Annotated in this window: 11 protein-coding genes, 1 tRNA gene and 3 pseudogenes; 3 read left to right on the forward strand and 12 right to left on the reverse strand. The window is 68.7% G+C overall.

Annotation, left to right across the window (positions count from 1 at the left end; all coding sequences use genetic code 11):
• Positions 1-476: 476 nt before the first annotated feature.
• From IE325_RS20635 to IE325_RS20670, 8 genes and pseudogenes are all read right to left on the reverse strand, one after another.
• The gene (locus tag IE325_RS20635; protein WP_190071438.1) at positions 477-875 is read right to left on the reverse strand and encodes a hypothetical protein; all 399 of its coding nucleotides are present in this window, start codon (positions 873-875) and stop codon (positions 477-479) included.
• Positions 876-1,687: 812 nt separating this feature from the next.
• Positions 1,688-2,782 (reverse strand): annotated as a pseudogene (locus IE325_RS20640) (DUF3631 domain-containing protein); the annotation flags it as partial.
• A gap of 154 nt (positions 2,783-2,936) precedes the next feature.
• Positions 2,937-3,530, reverse strand: a pseudogene (locus IE325_RS20645) (amino acid ABC transporter ATP-binding protein); the annotation flags it as partial.
• Positions 3,531-3,579: 49 nt separating this feature from the next.
• Positions 3,580-4,077, reverse strand: a pseudogene (locus IE325_RS47065) (NAD(P)/FAD-dependent oxidoreductase); the annotation flags it as partial.
• Positions 4,055-5,044: a carbohydrate ABC transporter permease gene (locus IE325_RS20655; RefSeq protein WP_229911905.1), complete on the reverse strand. Its 990-nt coding sequence runs from the start codon at positions 5,042-5,044 to the stop codon at positions 4,055-4,057. The gene IE325_RS20655 and the pseudogene IE325_RS47065, both read right to left, overlap by 23 nt.
• Complete coding sequence (locus IE325_RS20660; RefSeq protein ID WP_229911906.1) at positions 5,041-6,213, reverse strand: carbohydrate ABC transporter permease; 1,173 nt, start codon at positions 6,211-6,213, stop codon at positions 5,041-5,043. Before IE325_RS20660 ends, IE325_RS20655 begins: the two co-directional genes overlap by 4 nt.
• Before the next feature lie 33 nt (positions 6,214-6,246).
• On the reverse strand, positions 6,247-7,491 hold the full coding sequence (locus tag IE325_RS20665; protein ID WP_190071440.1) for a sugar ABC transporter substrate-binding protein: 1,245 nt from the start codon (positions 7,489-7,491) through the stop codon (positions 6,247-6,249).
• Between the two features lie 249 nt (positions 7,492-7,740).
• Positions 7,741-8,817 (reverse strand): LacI family DNA-binding transcriptional regulator, encoded by a 1,077-nt coding sequence (locus IE325_RS20670; RefSeq protein WP_190071441.1) that lies wholly within the window; start codon positions 8,815-8,817, stop codon positions 7,741-7,743.
• 122 nt (positions 8,818-8,939) lie between these two features.
• On the opposite strand from IE325_RS20670, the gene IE325_RS20675 reads away from it, so the two are divergent.
• Positions 8,940-11,063: an amylo-alpha-1,6-glucosidase gene (locus IE325_RS20675; RefSeq protein WP_190071442.1), complete on the forward strand. Its 2,124-nt coding sequence runs from the start codon at positions 8,940-8,942 to the stop codon at positions 11,061-11,063.
• 125 nt (positions 11,064-11,188) lie between these two features.
• Here the strand turns inward: IE325_RS20675 and IE325_RS20680 are convergent.
• The 3 genes from IE325_RS20680 to IE325_RS20690 form a co-directional block, all read right to left on the reverse strand.
• Positions 11,189-11,261 (reverse strand) — tRNA-Arg (locus tag IE325_RS20680).
• 822 nt (positions 11,262-12,083) lie between these two features.
• A complete protein-coding gene (locus tag IE325_RS20685) occupies positions 12,084-12,434 on the reverse strand; it encodes a YybH family protein (RefSeq protein WP_190071443.1) in 351 nt (116 codons plus the stop codon).
• 245 nt (positions 12,435-12,679) lie between these two features.
• Entirely contained in the window at positions 12,680-13,492 is an 813-nt protein-coding gene (locus IE325_RS20690; RefSeq protein WP_190071444.1) for an MBL fold metallo-hydrolase, read from the reverse strand.
• Positions 13,493-13,582: 90 nt separating this feature from the next.
• On the opposite strand from IE325_RS20690, the gene IE325_RS20695 reads away from it, so the two are divergent.
• The gene (locus IE325_RS20695; protein ID WP_190071445.1) at positions 13,583-13,957 is read left to right on the forward strand and encodes a winged helix-turn-helix transcriptional regulator; all 375 of its coding nucleotides are present in this window, start codon (positions 13,583-13,585) and stop codon (positions 13,955-13,957) included.
• Positions 13,958-14,002: 45 nt separating this feature from the next.
• Here the strand turns inward: IE325_RS20695 and IE325_RS20700 are convergent, their stop codons facing one another.
• Positions 14,003-14,383 carry a hypothetical protein gene (locus IE325_RS20700; RefSeq protein ID WP_190071446.1) on the reverse strand — a complete coding sequence of 127 codons (381 nt, stop codon included), beginning with the start codon at positions 14,381-14,383 and terminating at the stop codon, positions 14,003-14,005.
• Between the two features lie 740 nt (positions 14,384-15,123).
• Here IE325_RS20700 and IE325_RS20705 point away from each other — a divergent pair.
• Positions 15,124-15,729 (forward strand): NADPH-dependent FMN reductase, encoded by a 606-nt coding sequence (locus tag IE325_RS20705; RefSeq protein WP_190071447.1) that lies wholly within the window; start codon positions 15,124-15,126, stop codon positions 15,727-15,729.
• Positions 15,730-15,751: the final 22 nt, after the last annotated feature.

Genomic DNA, 15,751 nt, shown 5'->3' on the forward strand with positions numbered 1-15,751 from the left:
GGAGTGAATCGAGATGTTCGTCGCCGACCGCGATTGCGAGATCAAATTTCCAGATTCATCTCTTCGAATGTTTCGAAGGTCTCCGCCACATGCCAGAGGTGCGCATGGCCAGGGGCAGCGTGGCCCGGTGCACGCAAACGGCCCCGGATGAGGAGTCCGAGGCCGAGTGGAACGCCGACCTGGGGAGGAACCCCAGGTCGGCGACGTAATGCATGGTGCCCCCGGCAGGATTCGAACCTGCGGCACCCGCTTCAGGGGGTTTCTCTGGGCGGGGCTGTGACCTGCGGAGATGTCGGTCGTAGGGGGTCTGCCCCGGGAAGCACTTCTCCACGATTCTCGTGTGTTCCCGGGGAATCCCGGCCTCATGTGTGCTGAATCCGTTCCGCGCAGCCTGTGAGGCGGCCACCGCATCGCGACCTGGGCGCAGGGCGGATTCGTCACTGTTCGGAAGAATGCCGAGCCGGGACCCTTGTGAGCTACTTGCCGAGGACGACGGTGTTGTTACAGCCCTGTGTCGAGCCGAGGATGGTGGTCTGCGAGCCAGGCGAGCCCTCGCCGTTGGGCGAGTTGGCCTCCCGGCCGTTCTGGAACCCGGACTGGCCCTGTACGTCGATGTTCGCTTCGGTCGTCGAGCATGTCGTGCTCTGGCTGATGAGGAGCGTCTGGCTCTCTTTCGTCTCGCTCTCCTTGCTTTGGTGCTTGTGTCCGTGTCCTTGCTTGTGTCCTTGTTTGTGTCCTTGCTTCTGCTCCTGCTTGTGTCCTTGCTTTTGCCCGTGTCCGTGCCCCTCCCCGTCGGCGTAGGCGGTGCCGGTGCCGAGGAAGCCGATGGCGCTGAGGAGGACGGCCACGACAGCGGTCTTGCGAGGCTTGCGCATGTCTTCTCCGAGCGTTGAAGCGGACGTCTACGCGATCCGCCACGTCATAAGATGACGAGAGGTTAATGCGCAAATGCCCGATATCCTCTCGTCGGCACGCCGGATCGTCTGACTGACGAGCAAGGGTGTCGGCCCCACGGCCGACCCAAGTTCCCTGTACGACAAAGGCGTCGCGAAGCCGAATGCGGACGTAGGCGCTCCGCGCAGAACCACCCGTGTGGCCGCGCCATGAGCGCGGGGCGGCCCAGGCTCTTCGCCACTGACGCAGGGCGCCGACGAAACTCCCGTGCAGCGTCGACGAGTTCGTCTCGCGACGGCGCCCATCCCTACGATGTCCTGCGCCGCGTACGGCGGGAAATGATCTTCGATGTTCACGGCGGGCCACAGATGTGGGTGGGAGACCAACGCGTTGCGCGCCCCGGCAGGATTCGAACCTGCGACACCCGCTTTAGGAGATTTCTCCAGGCAGGGCTGTGACCTGTGGAAACGGCGAGAGTAACCTGTCCCGCCTGGGAAATGCCCCCTCCGTGGTTCTCAGCTGTTCGCCGGGGTTCCCGTCCTCACATGTGCCGTATGTGTTCCTCCTGGTGAACGCGGTATTCGCGCAGGTGCGGCTGGCGCAGACGACGACGCGTCGTAGGAGTCTGCGCGGTGCTCGGCGACGGTCTGGTGGCCGCCGTATCGGTAGGCTCCCCGGCTGGCCGACCCCAGCGCCCCCTCGGCGTCGGATGCTTCCGCCTCCTCTTGGGCGGAGGCCGGGTAATGACTCCTTACCTGACAACTTGCTGCGCTGTGTGGGGCTGCGGTGATGTGCGTCTTGGCCTGTCTGCCCTTGTCGAACCGGTAGTTGGCCGAGCCGATGCCGAAGTCCCGCAGCATGGTGCCCAGGTGGTAGGAGCTCAGCCCGCTGGCACCATGCTCCGCTCAGGGGGCGTCGGGGTCCTGGACCAGGGCGGGCACCAGATCCAGGGTGGACAGGGCCCTCGGGGTCGCCGCGTGCCTCGAAGATGCGGTGGATGTCGCGCAGCAGTCGCGTCTTCAGGCTGGTCTGTTCGTCCTGGACGGCCTCGTAGCGGGTCATCGCCGCACGGGCGCGCGCGGGCCAGTGACCGCCGGCCAGGTCCGGCGGTGATCACCAGCGGTTCCCAGGCGTCCGCCGCCCGGTCCTGTACCGGCATCGCCGGCACCATGCGGCCGGCCGTGCCGCGCAGCGGTGACAGCCAGGCGGCCAGCCGGTCACGCAGCGCGTTGAGTTCGGGTACCGAGAAGCGCGAGCGGAACCGGGCGACCTTCTCGCCCGGCTTGCGCTTCTGCATCCGCAGCACGACCGCCCAGTCCATGATCGTGTCCGGTAGGTCACCGATACCCGCGGGCGCGGCCATCGCGAAGGTGGGATACGCGGTGGGCTTGTGCCCGGGACCGGAGATGCGCCAGGCGGGCCGGTTGCGCTGATGCCCGGCGTTGAGCAGGCCGCGCAGGTCCTCATTGTCGCCCGTCTTGGGCCGAAGACGGTGTCGGCCTCGTCCACCAGCAGGTGGGCGGGTTCTTGCCGATGACGTGGAAGACGACCGCCGGGGAAGTGTTCACCGTCATCATCGGCTGGTGGACGGTCTCGTGGAGCACGTCCAGAACCCGGGACTTGCCGCACCCCTTCGTCGGCCCGACCACCGCCAGACGCGGCGCGTGCTGCAAAGCGGTCTGGATGTGCGTGGCCGCCACCACAGCGTGATCGCCGTCAGTGCCTCCTCACTCGACAGCACCACGTACTTGCCGATCGCCGCCCGCAACTGGTCCAGCACCCCGTGAGCCGACGGGACAGGTCCCCTGCTGGGCGGTCCCCGCCACGGGACCGTCGGTCCCCACCGGCGGGCGGGGACCGTGATCGCAGTCCCCATCACGGTCCCCATCGCGGTCCTCGTCACGGTTCCCAGGCCCGGCGGCCGTCTCTCGGGGACCGACCCCCGATTTCAGGCCGTTGGCCTGCGCGTTTGAGTCCGAGGGCACACGATGCCCGCCGTCGCTCTGGCACCTCTCCGGCCCCCCCCGTACGCACAACGGCTGTCAGCCGTGCTCGTTGATCCGGCGCAGAAACGCCCGTGTGCGCGCGTGGTCGGGGTCGGTCATGAGTTTCTCCGGAGGGCCTTCCTCCAGGATGACGCCCTGGTCGAACATGACAAGGCGGTCGGCAGCGGAGCGGGCGAAGCCCATCTCGTGGGTGACGACGATCATCGTCGTGCCGTCCTCGGCCAACTCCTTCATCACCTCGATGACCTCCCCGACCATCTCCGGGTCAAGGGCGCTGGTCGGCTCGTCGAAGAGCATCAGGGCCAGCTTCATGGCGAGGGCGCGAGCAATGGCGACGCGTTGCTGCTGACCTCCGGACAGGGCGGACGGCCGCGCCGACGCCTTGTGGGCGAGGCCGACCCTCGCCAGCAGGGCGTGCGCCCGTTCGCGCGCCTCAGCCTTCGACAGGCCGAGGACCTTCGCCGGGGCCACGGCCACGTTCTCCAGGGCCGTGAGGTGCGGGAAGAGGTTGAAGCGCTGGAAGACGAAGCCGATGTCGCGGCGGCGCTCGGCGACGACCTTCGGCCGTTCCTCGACCAGCCGCTCGGAGCCGGGCCGGTATCCCACCGGGCGGCCGTGCAATCCGGCCCGTTGTATCCCGGCGGACCGCGGTAACCGGTGTGTCCAGATGTACCCGAGCTCCATAGGTACGAGCGCCCGCGACCAGCCGCTCGGTCACGCCCACCGAGTCGACAGCGCCGTCACCCGGCGCCCAGACAGCCCACTCTGGAGGCTGCCGAAGGGTGGGCTCGAGCGTCGCCACGGTGGCCGCGTCCACGATCGTCTGCCCGGGCCCGGCGTCCGGCGCACTGTCCTCCCTGGTCCAGCTCAGCGAGCCGGATCAGGTCACCGGGAGCCCCGGCAACTCGGCCCCGAGTCGGTGGTACTCCGCCGTTGCGGTGGCCCGCAGCCCGGCGGCCGGACCTTTACGCAGGCCAGACGCTCCGACCCAGGCGAACGAGTCCACCGTCACGCCGGCGCCGGGCCGCCCGGCGTCGACCAACGTCACAGTGGCGCCCGCCCGGGCGGCGTGATAGGCCACCGATGCGCCGACAATGCCGGCGCCGACGACGACCAAGTTCCGACCTGCCAGTGGGCTCAACACGTTCACGACGTTATTCCTTGACGGCTCCGGCATTGGCGTCCTGCACGAAGTAGCGCTGGAAGCAGAAGAAGAGGGCCGCGACAGGCAGGGTGGACAGCAGGGCCGCCGCCAGTTTCAGCGGGTACTGCGTGCCGCCGCCGAGGCCGCCGGAGACGAGCCGGGCGAGGCCGGTGGTGAGAGTCTCGTACTGGCTGGACTGGGTGGCCACCAGGAAGTGGGTGAACTCGTTCCACGAGCCCTGGAAGGAGAGGATCGTGAGGGTGATCAGAGCGGGGCGGGCCATCGGCAGGACCACCGACCAGAAGATGCGGAAGACGCCGGCGCCGTCGACGCGTGCGGCCTCCTCCACCTCGCGTGGGATCGACTCGAAGAACTGCTTCATGATGAAGATGCCCGCCGCGTCGACCAGCAGCGGCAGGATCATGCCGGTGTAGGTGTCGAAGAGCCCGAAGGTGTTGAGCACCAGGAACCGCGGGATCAGCAGGGCGATACCGGGCACCGCCATGACGGCGATGATGAAACCGAACAGCAGGGTGCGGCCGGGGAAGCGCAGCCGGGCCAGGGCGTAGCCGGCCATCGCGTCGAACAACACCCGTCCGGTGGTGACGACGACGGCGATGAACGCCGAGTTGCCCAGCCAGCGCAGGAAGGGCACACCGTCGCCGGCCTGGCTGAGCCCGAACAGGCGCTGGTAGGCCGCGGTGGTGGGGGTGGTCGGGATCAGGCCGAGGGGGTGCGCGGCCGCGTCGGGGTCGGTCTTGAACCCGGTCACCAGCTGGATCGCGAACGGCATGAGGTACAGCAGTCCGACCGCGGCCACCGCCGTGTATCCGAGGATCCGCAGCGGCACCGGGAAGCGGCCGAGCACGGGAAGTCCCTGCGACCGTCCGGACTTGGCGGCCCTGGTTCGTACGGGCCTGGTGGTCGTCGTTCGCTCGGACTCGGCGGTCAGCGTTTGTACGGGCTCGGCGTTCGTCGTGCGTACGGACTTCGAGGTCATCGTTTCCTCCCGGGGCGGGCGGTGCGCTCACGGAGCGCGTATCGCTGCAGGCCGGTCATGGTGAGGATCAGTGCGAGCAGGAGGAAGGCGATGGCCGCGCCCTGGCCGAAGTCGGCGTCGCCGAAGGCGGCCGAGTAGGACAGGAACGCAGGTGTGAGTGTGGTGTTGCCGGGGGCGCCCTGGCTCATGACGTACACCTGGTCGAAGACCTGCCAGGTACCGATCGTCCCCAGGGTGAGGACGAGGAAGAGGACGGGCCGCAAGGCGGGCAGCGTCACATGGCGCAGCATCTCGAAGCGGTTCACGCCCTCGATGGCGGCCGACTCCTCCAGCTCGCGGGGGATGTTCTGGAGCGCCGCGAGGAAGATCAGCATGAAGGTGCCGGAGGTCGTCCACACGGAGAGCGCGATGATCGTGCACATCGCGACGGACGGTCCGGACAGCCACTCGAACCAGGACAGTCCCATGAAGGAGTGGTCAGCCAGAACACCGGCCGGGCGGTTGGGGTCGACTATGCCCAGGCCGCCCAGCAGGAGGGAGAGGACTCCACGTGGGTCGGTGAACCAGTTCGGACCCTTCACTCCGATCCAGGACAGCAGGGTGTTGACGGCTCCGCTGCCCTGGAACAGGAAGAGGAAGATGGTGGAGACCGCGATCGAGCTGGTCACCGAGGGGAAGAAGAACGTGGTGCGCAGGGCGCCCCGGCCACGCAGCATCCGCTGGTTGACGATGAGAGCCAGTCCCAGCGCGAGCACGGTCTGCAGCGGCACGGTCAGCAGCACGTAGTAGAAGTTGTTGCGCAGCGAGGTCGCGAAGAGGGTGCGGTCGAGGCCGTCCTGGGTGAGCAGGTCCCGGTAGTTGTCGAGCCCGACGAAGTCTGCCTGCCCGCTGAAGGGGTTGGACTGGCCGTCCCAGTCCAGCAGGCTCACCCAGAGTGCCATCAGCGTCGGCAGGACGAGGAACAGGCCGAGGACGATCACCATGGGGCTGACGAACAGCCAGCCCCAGACCCCTTCGGCGCGGCGCCCCACACGCGGGGCGGGCTTGGCGTGGGGCGCCGCTGCCGGGCCGGGCCCGCCGGGCGCGTCAGGTTCGCTCGGCGAGCCGGCCGTCGTGGAGCCGCCGCCGGTCACCGCGGGTGCGGTGCCGCCGGCAGGCTCGGCAGGCATGGGAGATATGGGGGGTACGGGAGACATGGCGGCTCATTCGCCCTTCGCGAGGGCCTGTTCGCCGTTGCGCTGGAGGTCGGCGAGGATCTTCTTCGGGTCGGCGGTGGCCAGCCCCGCGAGGTCGGTGTTGAACTGGGTGAGGACCTTGTCGAAACCGGCGATGGTCACCGGGCCCTGCGCGTAGGCGCTGGCGTCGACCCACGCCTTGGCGGAAGGATTCTGCTTGGCGTACTCGGCCTGCGCGCTGGTGCGGGAGGGCATCACGCCGAAGGCGGCGGCGTTCTTCACCTGCTGCGCGCTGGAGGTCAGGTACTTGACCAGGTCCACGGCGGCCGCCTGGTGGGCGCTGTCCTGGGCCACGCCCCAGCACTGGCTGAAGGCGAGCGTGCCCTGGCCGGACGGCCCTTCGGGCAGCGGGACAACCGTGTACTTCACGTCGGGGTAGTCGGCCTTCATGCCGCCGGTGAGCCAGTTGCCCTCGATGGTCATCGCGGCCTTGCCCTTGCCGAGGGCCTCGCCGCCCCAGTTGGTGTCGACCTGGTTGGCGTACTTCAGGGAGCCGGACTTCAGCAGCGACTGCACGTACGTGAGCGCGCCGGCGTTCTGCGTACTGTCGGCGGTCATCTTCGTCTGGTCGGCGTCGGTGATCCAGCCGCCGGCCTCCTTCATGAAGACGCCGAGCCGGGCCCACTCGCCGTTGGTGACGAGCCCGGTCACCTTGCCCTTGGTCAGCTTGGCGGCGACCGTCTTCAGCTGGGCCCAGGTGGTCGGGTAGTCCTGGTCGGTGAGCCCGGCCTTCTTCCACAGAGCGGTGTTGATCGCGAGGGAGAGGGTGGAGGTGTCCTTGGGCAGACACACCAGCTTCCCGTCGTAGGTGAAGGACGTACGCAGCTGCTCGGAGAAGTCGTCCGCGTCCTTGACCTGGTCGCCGTAGGGGTAGAGGGAGCCGCCCTTGGCGTAGTTGGCGAACTGGTCGGAGTTGACGTAGAAGGCGTCCGGCGGCTTGTGCCCGGCGAAGGACTGGGCGAGCTGCTGGTTGATGTCCTTGGCGACGTCCACGGTCACCGTGTTGCCGGACTCCTTCGCGTACGCTGCCGCAGCGTCCTTGACGGCCTTGGTCTCCGCGTCGCCCGAGCTGGCGATCAGCACGGTCAGATGCTGCTTGGAACTGGAGTCCTGCTCTGTCTTCGTGCCGCTGTCGAAGCCCGACGAGCAGCCAGTGGCGGCCATGAGCGTCGCGCAGGTGACGAGGGCCGCGGCGGCCGTTCGGTTGACCATGGAAATCCTCCGAGGGTTACGGGTGTGACGTGCGGCTCCACCCGGTCGGCGCGGGACGCGGGGCCGGGGTGGGGGAGGAGGAAGGAACGTGGGGAAGACGAGGCCGTGGTGAGGTGACGGTGAGACGGGGAGCCCGTCGGCCACGGCTTGGCTGGGGTGGAGAGAGGGTGAGTCGGGGTGGATCGGCGGCTGCTTGGCTACGGCAGCCGCCACGGGTCCGAACCAGTCACAACTGGGCTGCGGCAGCTGCTACTTGGCTAAGTCGGACTCCGCCGCATCGCTGCTGTCCGGCGCGCGGACGCTGTCGCGCACGATCAGCGACGGCTCCAGCAGCAGACGCTCCGGCGCCGCGTCGGGGGCGGCGATCCGTGCCAGCAGCAGTCGTACGCACTGTCGGCCGACCTCTTCCAGCGGCTGGGCGACGGAGGCCAGGGCAGGCGAAAGGATTTCGGCGGTCGGCGAGTCGTCGAAGCCGACGACGGCGACGTCCCGGCCGGGGGCGGCACCACGCTCGCGCAGCGTCTGGTAGCAGCCGAGTGCCAGCATGTCGCTGGCCGCGATCACGGCGGTCGCCCCCGCGTCCAGCAGCGGTTTCACAGCGGTGCGGGCCGCGTCGATGTCGTTCACGCTCTGCGCGCGCCGCCCGCGCGTCGGCAGCCCGTGCCGGCGCATGGCCCGCTGCCAGCCCTCGGCACGGTCGTCGCCAGCGCCGGAGGAGCCGCGTTCCCAGCCCAGGAAAGCGATCCTGCGATGCCCCAGGGAGACCAGGTGCTCGACGGCGGCGTCCGTGCCGGAGGCGCCGTCGACGTCGACCCAGTCGCCGATCTGTCGTCCCGACCACATCCGACCGAAGCCGACGAACGGCACGCCGCGCTTGGCCAGCCACGCCTGACGCGGGTCCCCGCGCTCGGTGCCGCTGAGGACGAAGCCGTCGACCTCGTGCTGGTCGAGCAGATCCTCGTACCCCTGCAGGGTCGGACCGCCGGGCGGGGAGGCGAACAGCAGGATCCGGTAACCGGCGTCGTCGGCTGCCTGCGACAGGGCGTGCAGGAACCGGTCGAGGACCGGGGAGCTGGCCGGGGTGGGCTGGATGCCGTAGCCGATCAGCTTGCTGGAGCGGGTGCGGAGTGTCTGCGCGGCGCGGCTGGGGCGGTAGCCCATCTCGTTGATCGCGCGGTGGACTCGCTCCAGGGTCTCGGGCCGCAGCATGTCCGGCGAGTTGATCGCGTTCGACACGGTCTGCGGGGAGACCCCGGCCCGGCGGGCGACCATCGCGAGGGTCGCCGGGCCACCCTTGGCCGAGGAATTCTTGCTGGAGCGGGGCATGCGGCTCTCCGACTTGCCGAGGAGACAAGGACTTCGTTTTAGCGTTCCAATAGGCGTTGTGCTTGCTCTGACGACTGGCTTACTGTCGTTTTAACGATCCAACGCTGAGAGGTTCTACTTCCTTGGACACGACTGTCAAGCCCCAGGACACCAACGGCTCGGATGCGGCCTCCCCCTCCGCGACCGGCGGCCTGCAGCCGTTCCTGCATGACGCGGTCGTCACGCTGCACGCGCCGAGCCTCGTGATCTCGCGGGAAGACGGGCAGCTCAGCGGGGGTGCGGACGGCTTCTACCACGGCGACCGCAGGGCGCTGTCCCGGCTGACCGTCACCGCCGAGGGCATCGCCCTGGCCCCGGTTCAAGGCGGGCCGCGAGGCGCGGACCGCGCCGGCTTCCGGGCGATCCTGCGCGGACTCGGCGAGGTGACACCGGACCCGGCCGTCGCCCTGCACCGCCGCCGTAGTACAGCCAACGGCCGACTGGAGGAGATCTTCGAGGTCACCAACGCGGGCGGCGAGCACGTGCGCTTCCGGCTGACGGTGAGCGCCGGTTCGGACCTCGCCACCATGGAGCAGGTCAAGTCGGGGCATGTGATCGAGGAGGCGTCTCCGCAGGTCGCGGACTGCGATGCCATCGGGCTCGCCTGGTCCACGGACGACTTCGCCGTACGCCTGGCGGCCGAGCCCGAGCCGGATGTGCTCCAGGTGCCGACGGGGGAGCTGTCGTACGACATCGATCTCAAGCCCGGTACGTCGTGGAGCGTGACGCTGACCTGCACGGCGGCGTACACGGACGGCGACCAGTTCCCGGCCCCGCCTGCGGACCAACTGCCCTGGTGCACCCCCGTCTTGCGCAGCGCGGACCGGGGCTTCGACCGGTGGCTGAAGCAGTCCCTGGCTGACCTGGACCGCCTGCGCCTGACCGACCCGCGCTCGACGCATCGGGACCGGCCGGACCAGTTCCTGGCCGCCGGTGCTCCTTGGTTCCTCACCCTCTTCGGCCGCGACGCGCTCTGGGCAGCCCGCATGCTCCTCCCGCTCGGCACCGATCTCGCCGCCGGAACCCTGCGCACGCTGGCCCGCCGCCAGGGCGCCGTCACCGACCCGGCCACGGAGGAGCAGCGGGGCAAGATCCTCCACGAAGTGCGCCGCGACACCCTCCAGATCGCGGACCGGCTCTCTCTCCCGCCGGTGTACTACGGCACGGTCGACGCCACCCCGCTGTGGATCACCCTGCTCCACGACGCCTGGCGCTGGGGCATGGACCCGGCCGAGGTCGAGGAACTCCTGCCGCACGCCGAGGCGGCCCTCGCCTGGATGCGCGAGGCGGCATCCGCGGACGGCTTCCTCAAGTACGTCGACCAGACCGGCCGCGGCCTGTCCAACCAGGGCTGGAAGGACTCCGACGACTCCATCCGCTACAGCGACGGCCGCCGCGCCCACGCGCCGATCGCCCTGTGCGAGGTCCAGGCGTACGCCTACGAGGCAGCCCACGCCGGAGCCGCCCTGCTGCGGGCGTTCGGACGACCCGGCGCGGACGCCTGGGAGGACTGGGCGGACCAGCTCGCCACCCGCTTCCGCGAGCACTTCTGGGTGAGAGACGAGAAGGGCCCGTTCCCCGCAGTCGCGCTGGACGGCGACGGCAAGCCGGTCGACTCCGTCACCTCCGGCTTCGGCCACCTCCTCGGCACGGGCCTGCTCAACGCGGAGGAGAGCGCACTGCTGGCCGCCCGCCTCGCCGGCCCCGACCTCGACGCGGGACATGGCCTGCGCACTCTGAGCAGCGACGCGGTGGGCTACAACCCCTTGGGCTACCACGTCGGTTCGATCTGGCCGCACGACACGGCAATCGCCGTGCACGGCCTGGTCAAGGCAGGCTTCCCGGACGCCGCCGCATCCCTGGCGGACGGTCTGCTCGCGGCGTCGGCGGCATTCGACGCCCGACTGCCCGAACTCTTCGCCGGCCACGGCACCGAGGCGGGCACCGGGCCCGCCCCCTACCCCGCGTCCTGCCGACCCCAGGCATGGGCGGCCGCGTCCTCGGTCCATGTTCTCCGAGTGTCCTTGGGACTGGACGCGGACGTCCCGGGCGGCACCCTCACCGTGGCCCCCACTTTCGCCCGGGATTACGGCCCGCTGGCCGTCACCGGACTCCAAGTCAACGGGGAGCGGCTGGATGTCACCGTGACCGCGGATGGATCAGTGAAGCTGGCAGCGCCGGAAGAACTGACCGTGACCACGGGCTGACCATGGCAACCCTTCGTGGAGGCACGCGCAGATGCTCTGCCTGCATCGGCCGGGGCGCGCCACACCTCGAACGCGACGCAGGGCCGGCCTGGGAGGAAACGTCCCCTGGCCGACCCTTCTCGCTGTGCCCCCGGCAGGATTCGAACCTGCGACACCCGCTTTAGGAGAGCGGTGCTCTATCCCCTGAGCTACGAAGGCGGGGGCTTGTAGAAAACCTTGTTGAAAACCCAGGGTGTGGATCTTCGACGAGGAGCGCAAGCCCGCTGGTCAGACGTGGTGCAACGCTCTCCGCTGGGTCATCTGAGCAGACAACGTCACGTACCAACGACTGACCAGGGGTAGCTTAGCGGATGCGCGCCAGTGAGGGTCCTCTGTCTGGGGGCAGGAGGTCGGGGCGGCGAGCTGGAGTGCCTCTGACCTGCGGTGCCTGGGGCTTGCATCGCGCGGTTGGTGGACGTTGTGGGAGCCGGGACCGAGGGCCGTTGGACCGTTCTGCTCCCTGTGTCAGCTTGTGGGGCTACTTGCCGCTGTCTCGGGGTGCCTGGCATGACAGGCCGCTCCCGCGGAGGCAGGGGCCTCTTGCACAGCACGCAAGCGGGACACGCTCACAACCTCGGGGTGGGCCCACGGACGCGACGTCCTTGTCATGCTGCTGACCGCACTGGCCACGGCGTTTCCCGACGGCGGCACACCATAGAACGACTCACCCCCGGCGGCACCGACGAAGCACTGCTGTACTGGCGGTTCATCGGCACCGCCTTCCTCGGCGCCCCGGCAGCCGGTGCCCGCGTGGACTTCGCCGGCACCGACCTGTTCGCCGCCGGCAGCGGAGCCTTCACCGCACAACGCCACGTCGAAGACCTGCTCACCCTCACCGGCCAACTGCGCCCGGACCACACCGGATCATGACCGTGTCACCGACGCCGGACAGCAAGCGGCGGCCGCATCGAGAAAGTCGATGCGGCCGCCGCTGCCGTGACGAGGTTGCGTCGCCCGACGGTGATGCCGGGACGACGAGAATCAGACGCCGTAGGGGTTGTCGATGATGTAGACCCAGTCGCCCTCGCTCGTCCTCCTCATCACCTCGACCGCCTTTCCTTCCACGGTGCCGCTCTCGCTCGTGATCCGCCAGGACGGCTGGACCATCGCCAGGTCGCCGTTCTGATGGACCGACGCGGCCACCACCTCCATGGTGCTGGGCAAGGCGAGGTAGGGCTTCAGCGCTTCCTTGATGCCTTCCCTGCCGTAGACCGGCTTCTGTCCCGGTCCCGGTACGAACATGGCGTCTTCGTCGAACAGGGAACCCAGTCCGTCGAGGTCCCGGTCCTTGAGGTACTGGGCGAAGCGCTCGTGCACGACTTCCGGTTTCATATTCTTTCCTCTTCTTTTCTTTCGTTGCGGACGGGTGGGTCGGCTACAGGCCGATCTACGTGAGCCATTGACCGGTGGTGCGCGGCGTCAGCCCCAGAAGCTGGTGGGCGCTGTCGTGCGCGCCGATGGTGTTGTCCTGCACGGTGGCGAGGCCCTCGTGCAGTGCGGTGACCGCAGCCGCTCCCGCGTCTCCTGCGGCGTAGAAGGAGCGGGCCGGTGCGCCGGCGGCGGCCCTGGGTGAGGTGTCAGCGGGTGTGCGGGTCGGGCAGGGTGATGGGCTCGCCCGGGGTGGGCCAGTGCAGCGGGACGCCGACGGCGTCGAAGGTCTGCTGGACGTGGCTGCGGTCTTCGGTGTAGTGCGCCCAGCCCTCGGCGTGCACGGCCACCACGAGGGGGCCGCCGAGCAGGCGGCGGGCCTCGACGGCCTGGACCGCGGTCAGCGACAGTCGTATGTCACCGAGCTCCTCGAAGCCGGCCGCGCCCAGGTGCAGCAGCGCCACGTCGACGCGGTACCGGTCGGCCAGGGCACTCATCGCGTCCAGGTCGACGGTGTCACCGGAGACGTACACGCTCGGTGCCGAGCCGTCGTCGGTGTGCAGGAGGAAGCCGGTGACCGGACCGGTGATGTCCTCGGTGCCGACGGGACCGTGGCGGGCGGGGACCGCGGTGATGTTCAGCGGCGTGCGGCCCGGCTTCGACAGGGTCCGGGTCTGCCAGGGCTCCAGGCCGACGGCTGCACCCCCGAGATCCTTGGCGCCGGCGACGGTGGTGAACACCTCCGAGGCACCGGAGGCCACCGTACGCCCGGCGGTGTCGAGGTTGTCCTGGTGCTCGGTGTGGCTGACCACGACGGCGTCGAGGGCGGGCAGTTGTGCAGGCTTCAGCGCCGGGTCGGCGGTCTTGCGCACCATGACCGGGCCGTCCCGGTACTCGGTGCCGGCGGCGTCGAAGGTCGGGTCGGTCAGCAGCGTCCAGCCGGCCAGGTGGATCAGCGCGGTGGGGCCGCCGAGCACCGCCACGGTGTTCGCGTCACGGGTCACGGCATCGTGGGTTACCACGGGTACTCCTTGACGATCAGGGGTTGGCTCACTCACTCTCATCGAGTTACTTTCTCTTGGGAAGTACATACCTTCAGGTGAGGTGAGCACGTGCAGGAAATCGCGCGGGGCAACGTCCGTAATCCCGCCTGCCCCGGCAGGCAGCTGTTCGACCTGGTCACCGCCCGGTGGGCCGCCCTGGTCCTGGTCGACCTCATGGACGGCCCGCAACGCTGGTCCGAGCTGCGTCGGCGGGCCGGCGGCGTCAGCGACAAGATGCTCGCGCAGACCCTGCGCGACCTCGAAACCGGTGGGCTGATCACCCGCACCGTGCACACCAGCCGCCCACCGACGGTGCAGTACGACCTGACCGACCTCGCCCGCGGCGCCACCGCCGCACTGCAACACCTGCAGAACTGGGCCGAAGAGCACACCAGCGACTACGACCACTATCGGCGCACCCACACCGTTGACCCGAAGCCCTGACAAGGCAGGCTCGGTGCGCACGTCACCGTGCTTCCGTCGTCTGAGTCAGCGCAGGTCTGCCAGGATCCGCTTGATGTCCGCGGTCAGCGTCGTGGGTGTCGAGACCCTGCCGGCTGGAACCGACGCAGCGCCCGCAGTGTCGGGCGGATCAGCCTCCACCAGGTATCCCACCTCCGTCAGGATGCCGAACAGAGCCGCGTGAAGATGACGTCGGGCGGCTTCCTGCGCGCGATCCGCCGGGCCCATGGGCCACCCCTGCAACTGCTCGTCGGCCGCGGCGCGGCGCAGACTGCGGGAGACGAACCACTCCACGCCGACTGAGTCACCGCGATCGGCCACCAGGACACCGTGGGCGCGGTAGCGGTCGTCGCTGTCTGCTTCGGGCAGTCCGGCAGCCGCCAGAAGCGTTCGGATCTCCAGTCTCAACGGGCCGCGACTCGGAGGCTGGCGCCGATGCTGAGCACTTGGCACAGGGCCTGCTCCTTGGTTGGAACTGGGCGGTCATTCAACGAGAGTGATGACGCGTCAGGAATCCATCCCTCGATATATCCACGGAGAAATGGGCCGAGCTCGCGTGGGTGCACATCGAATTCCTCGTCCTCGACATTCGGCAACGGATGCCATACGTAATCGATGTCCGTGTTGGTTTGAGTGCGGGCGCGAAGACTGATCCATCTCATTTTGCCGTGACGGACCACAAAGATGCGCGTCGCTTCGGTTGGACTGTCCCGGTCTGGTAGCGGACTGTAGCTTCCGACAACTGGAGGTGCGCAAGGAACCAGTGCGAGAAGAGTGAGTCCAAGACGTGAATTACGGAGAGTCGTGACGACAAGATGCGGATTACCCGAGAAGGGACCGGTCGCCAAGAGGAATCACCATGAACCCTGCAAAGCAGTACACGATCTTCGCGGTCGATCACGGCCAGGACTGTTTGTTGCGACTTGTTTCGGAATGCGGTCCTCATGCCTTGAGCATCAGTCGGAACTGGTACGCACGCCCACGCTGAGCCGGAAAGAAATGAAGCCGAGAAAGATGGACCATTCGTTGAAGCGGGGTCCGGCTTGACCTCAAGTTAACTTGAGATTTTACGTTGCTTGTGCGGGCCCACTCAGGGCCGGATCGCGGATGTCGTCAGCACCCCCTTTCCATGGAATCGAGGTACCCCTATGTCCTCCCAGCCCTCCACGCCCCACTCCCCTCTCAAGATCGGCGTCCTAATCGGCAGCGTCCGCCCCGGGCGGTTCGCCGACAAGGTCTCGGCGTGGTTCCTGGCCGAGATCGGGCACCGCGATGACATGGAGACGCATGTCATCGATCTGTCCGAGCCGGCGCTTGCCGATGAGCTCAAGCTCACCCTGGAGCAGTCCGACGGGTCGGGCGACGCGCCGACGCTCGCTCAGCGCATCGGTGGGCTCGACGGGTTCGTGGTCGTGACGCCCGAGTACAACCATGGCTACCCGGCCGCCCTCAAGCTGGCGATCGACTACGTCTACCGGGAGTGGCGGGCCAAGCCGGTCGGGTTCGTGTCGTACGGCGGGATGGCCGGCGGGCAGCGGGCCGTGGAGCAGCTTCGGCAGGTCTTCGCCGAGCTGCATGCCGTCACCCTGCGCGACACCGTCAGCTTCCACATGGCCTGGGAGCAGTTCGACGACGAAGGGCGCCCGCACGACCGGGACGGCACCGCCAAGGCCGCCGCCGTGCTGCTGGACCAGCTCGCCTGGTGGGGGCTGACCCTGCGCGAGGGGCGGACCGCCAGGCCCTACGACGGCTGAACAGGACCTACCCCGGGTGCCC

It is taken from the genome of Streptomyces lanatus (assembly GCF_014655715.1).
Taxonomy (GTDB): Bacteria; Actinomycetota; Actinomycetes; order Streptomycetales; family Streptomycetaceae; genus Streptomyces; species Streptomyces lanatus.

What these genes read in the sequence shown, in the direction of transcription:
- IE325_RS20635 (WP_190071438.1), bottom strand. Translation starts at nt 875, where the DNA reads ATGCGCAAGCCTCGCAAGACCGCTGTCGTGGCCGTCCTCCTCAGCGCC.
- IE325_RS20660 (WP_229911906.1), bottom strand. Translation starts at nt 6,213, where the DNA reads ATGCCTGCCGAGCCTGCCGGCGGCACCGCACCCGCGGTGACCGGCGGC.
- IE325_RS20705 (WP_190071447.1), top strand. Translation starts at nt 15,124, where the DNA reads ATGTCCTCCCAGCCCTCCACGCCCCACTCCCCTCTCAAGATCGGCGTC.
- IE325_RS20670 (WP_190071441.1), bottom strand. Translation starts at nt 8,817, where the DNA reads ATGCCCCGCTCCAGCAAGAATTCCTCGGCCAAGGGTGGCCCGGCGACC.
- IE325_RS20655 (WP_229911905.1), bottom strand. Translation starts at nt 5,044, where the DNA reads ATGACCTCGAAGTCCGTACGCACGACGAACGCCGAGCCCGTACAAACG.
- IE325_RS20685 (WP_190071443.1), bottom strand. Translation starts at nt 12,434, where the DNA reads ATGAAACCGGAAGTCGTGCACGAGCGCTTCGCCCAGTACCTCAAGGAC.
- IE325_RS20665 (WP_190071440.1), bottom strand. Translation starts at nt 7,491, where the DNA reads ATGGTCAACCGAACGGCCGCCGCGGCCCTCGTCACCTGCGCGACGCTC.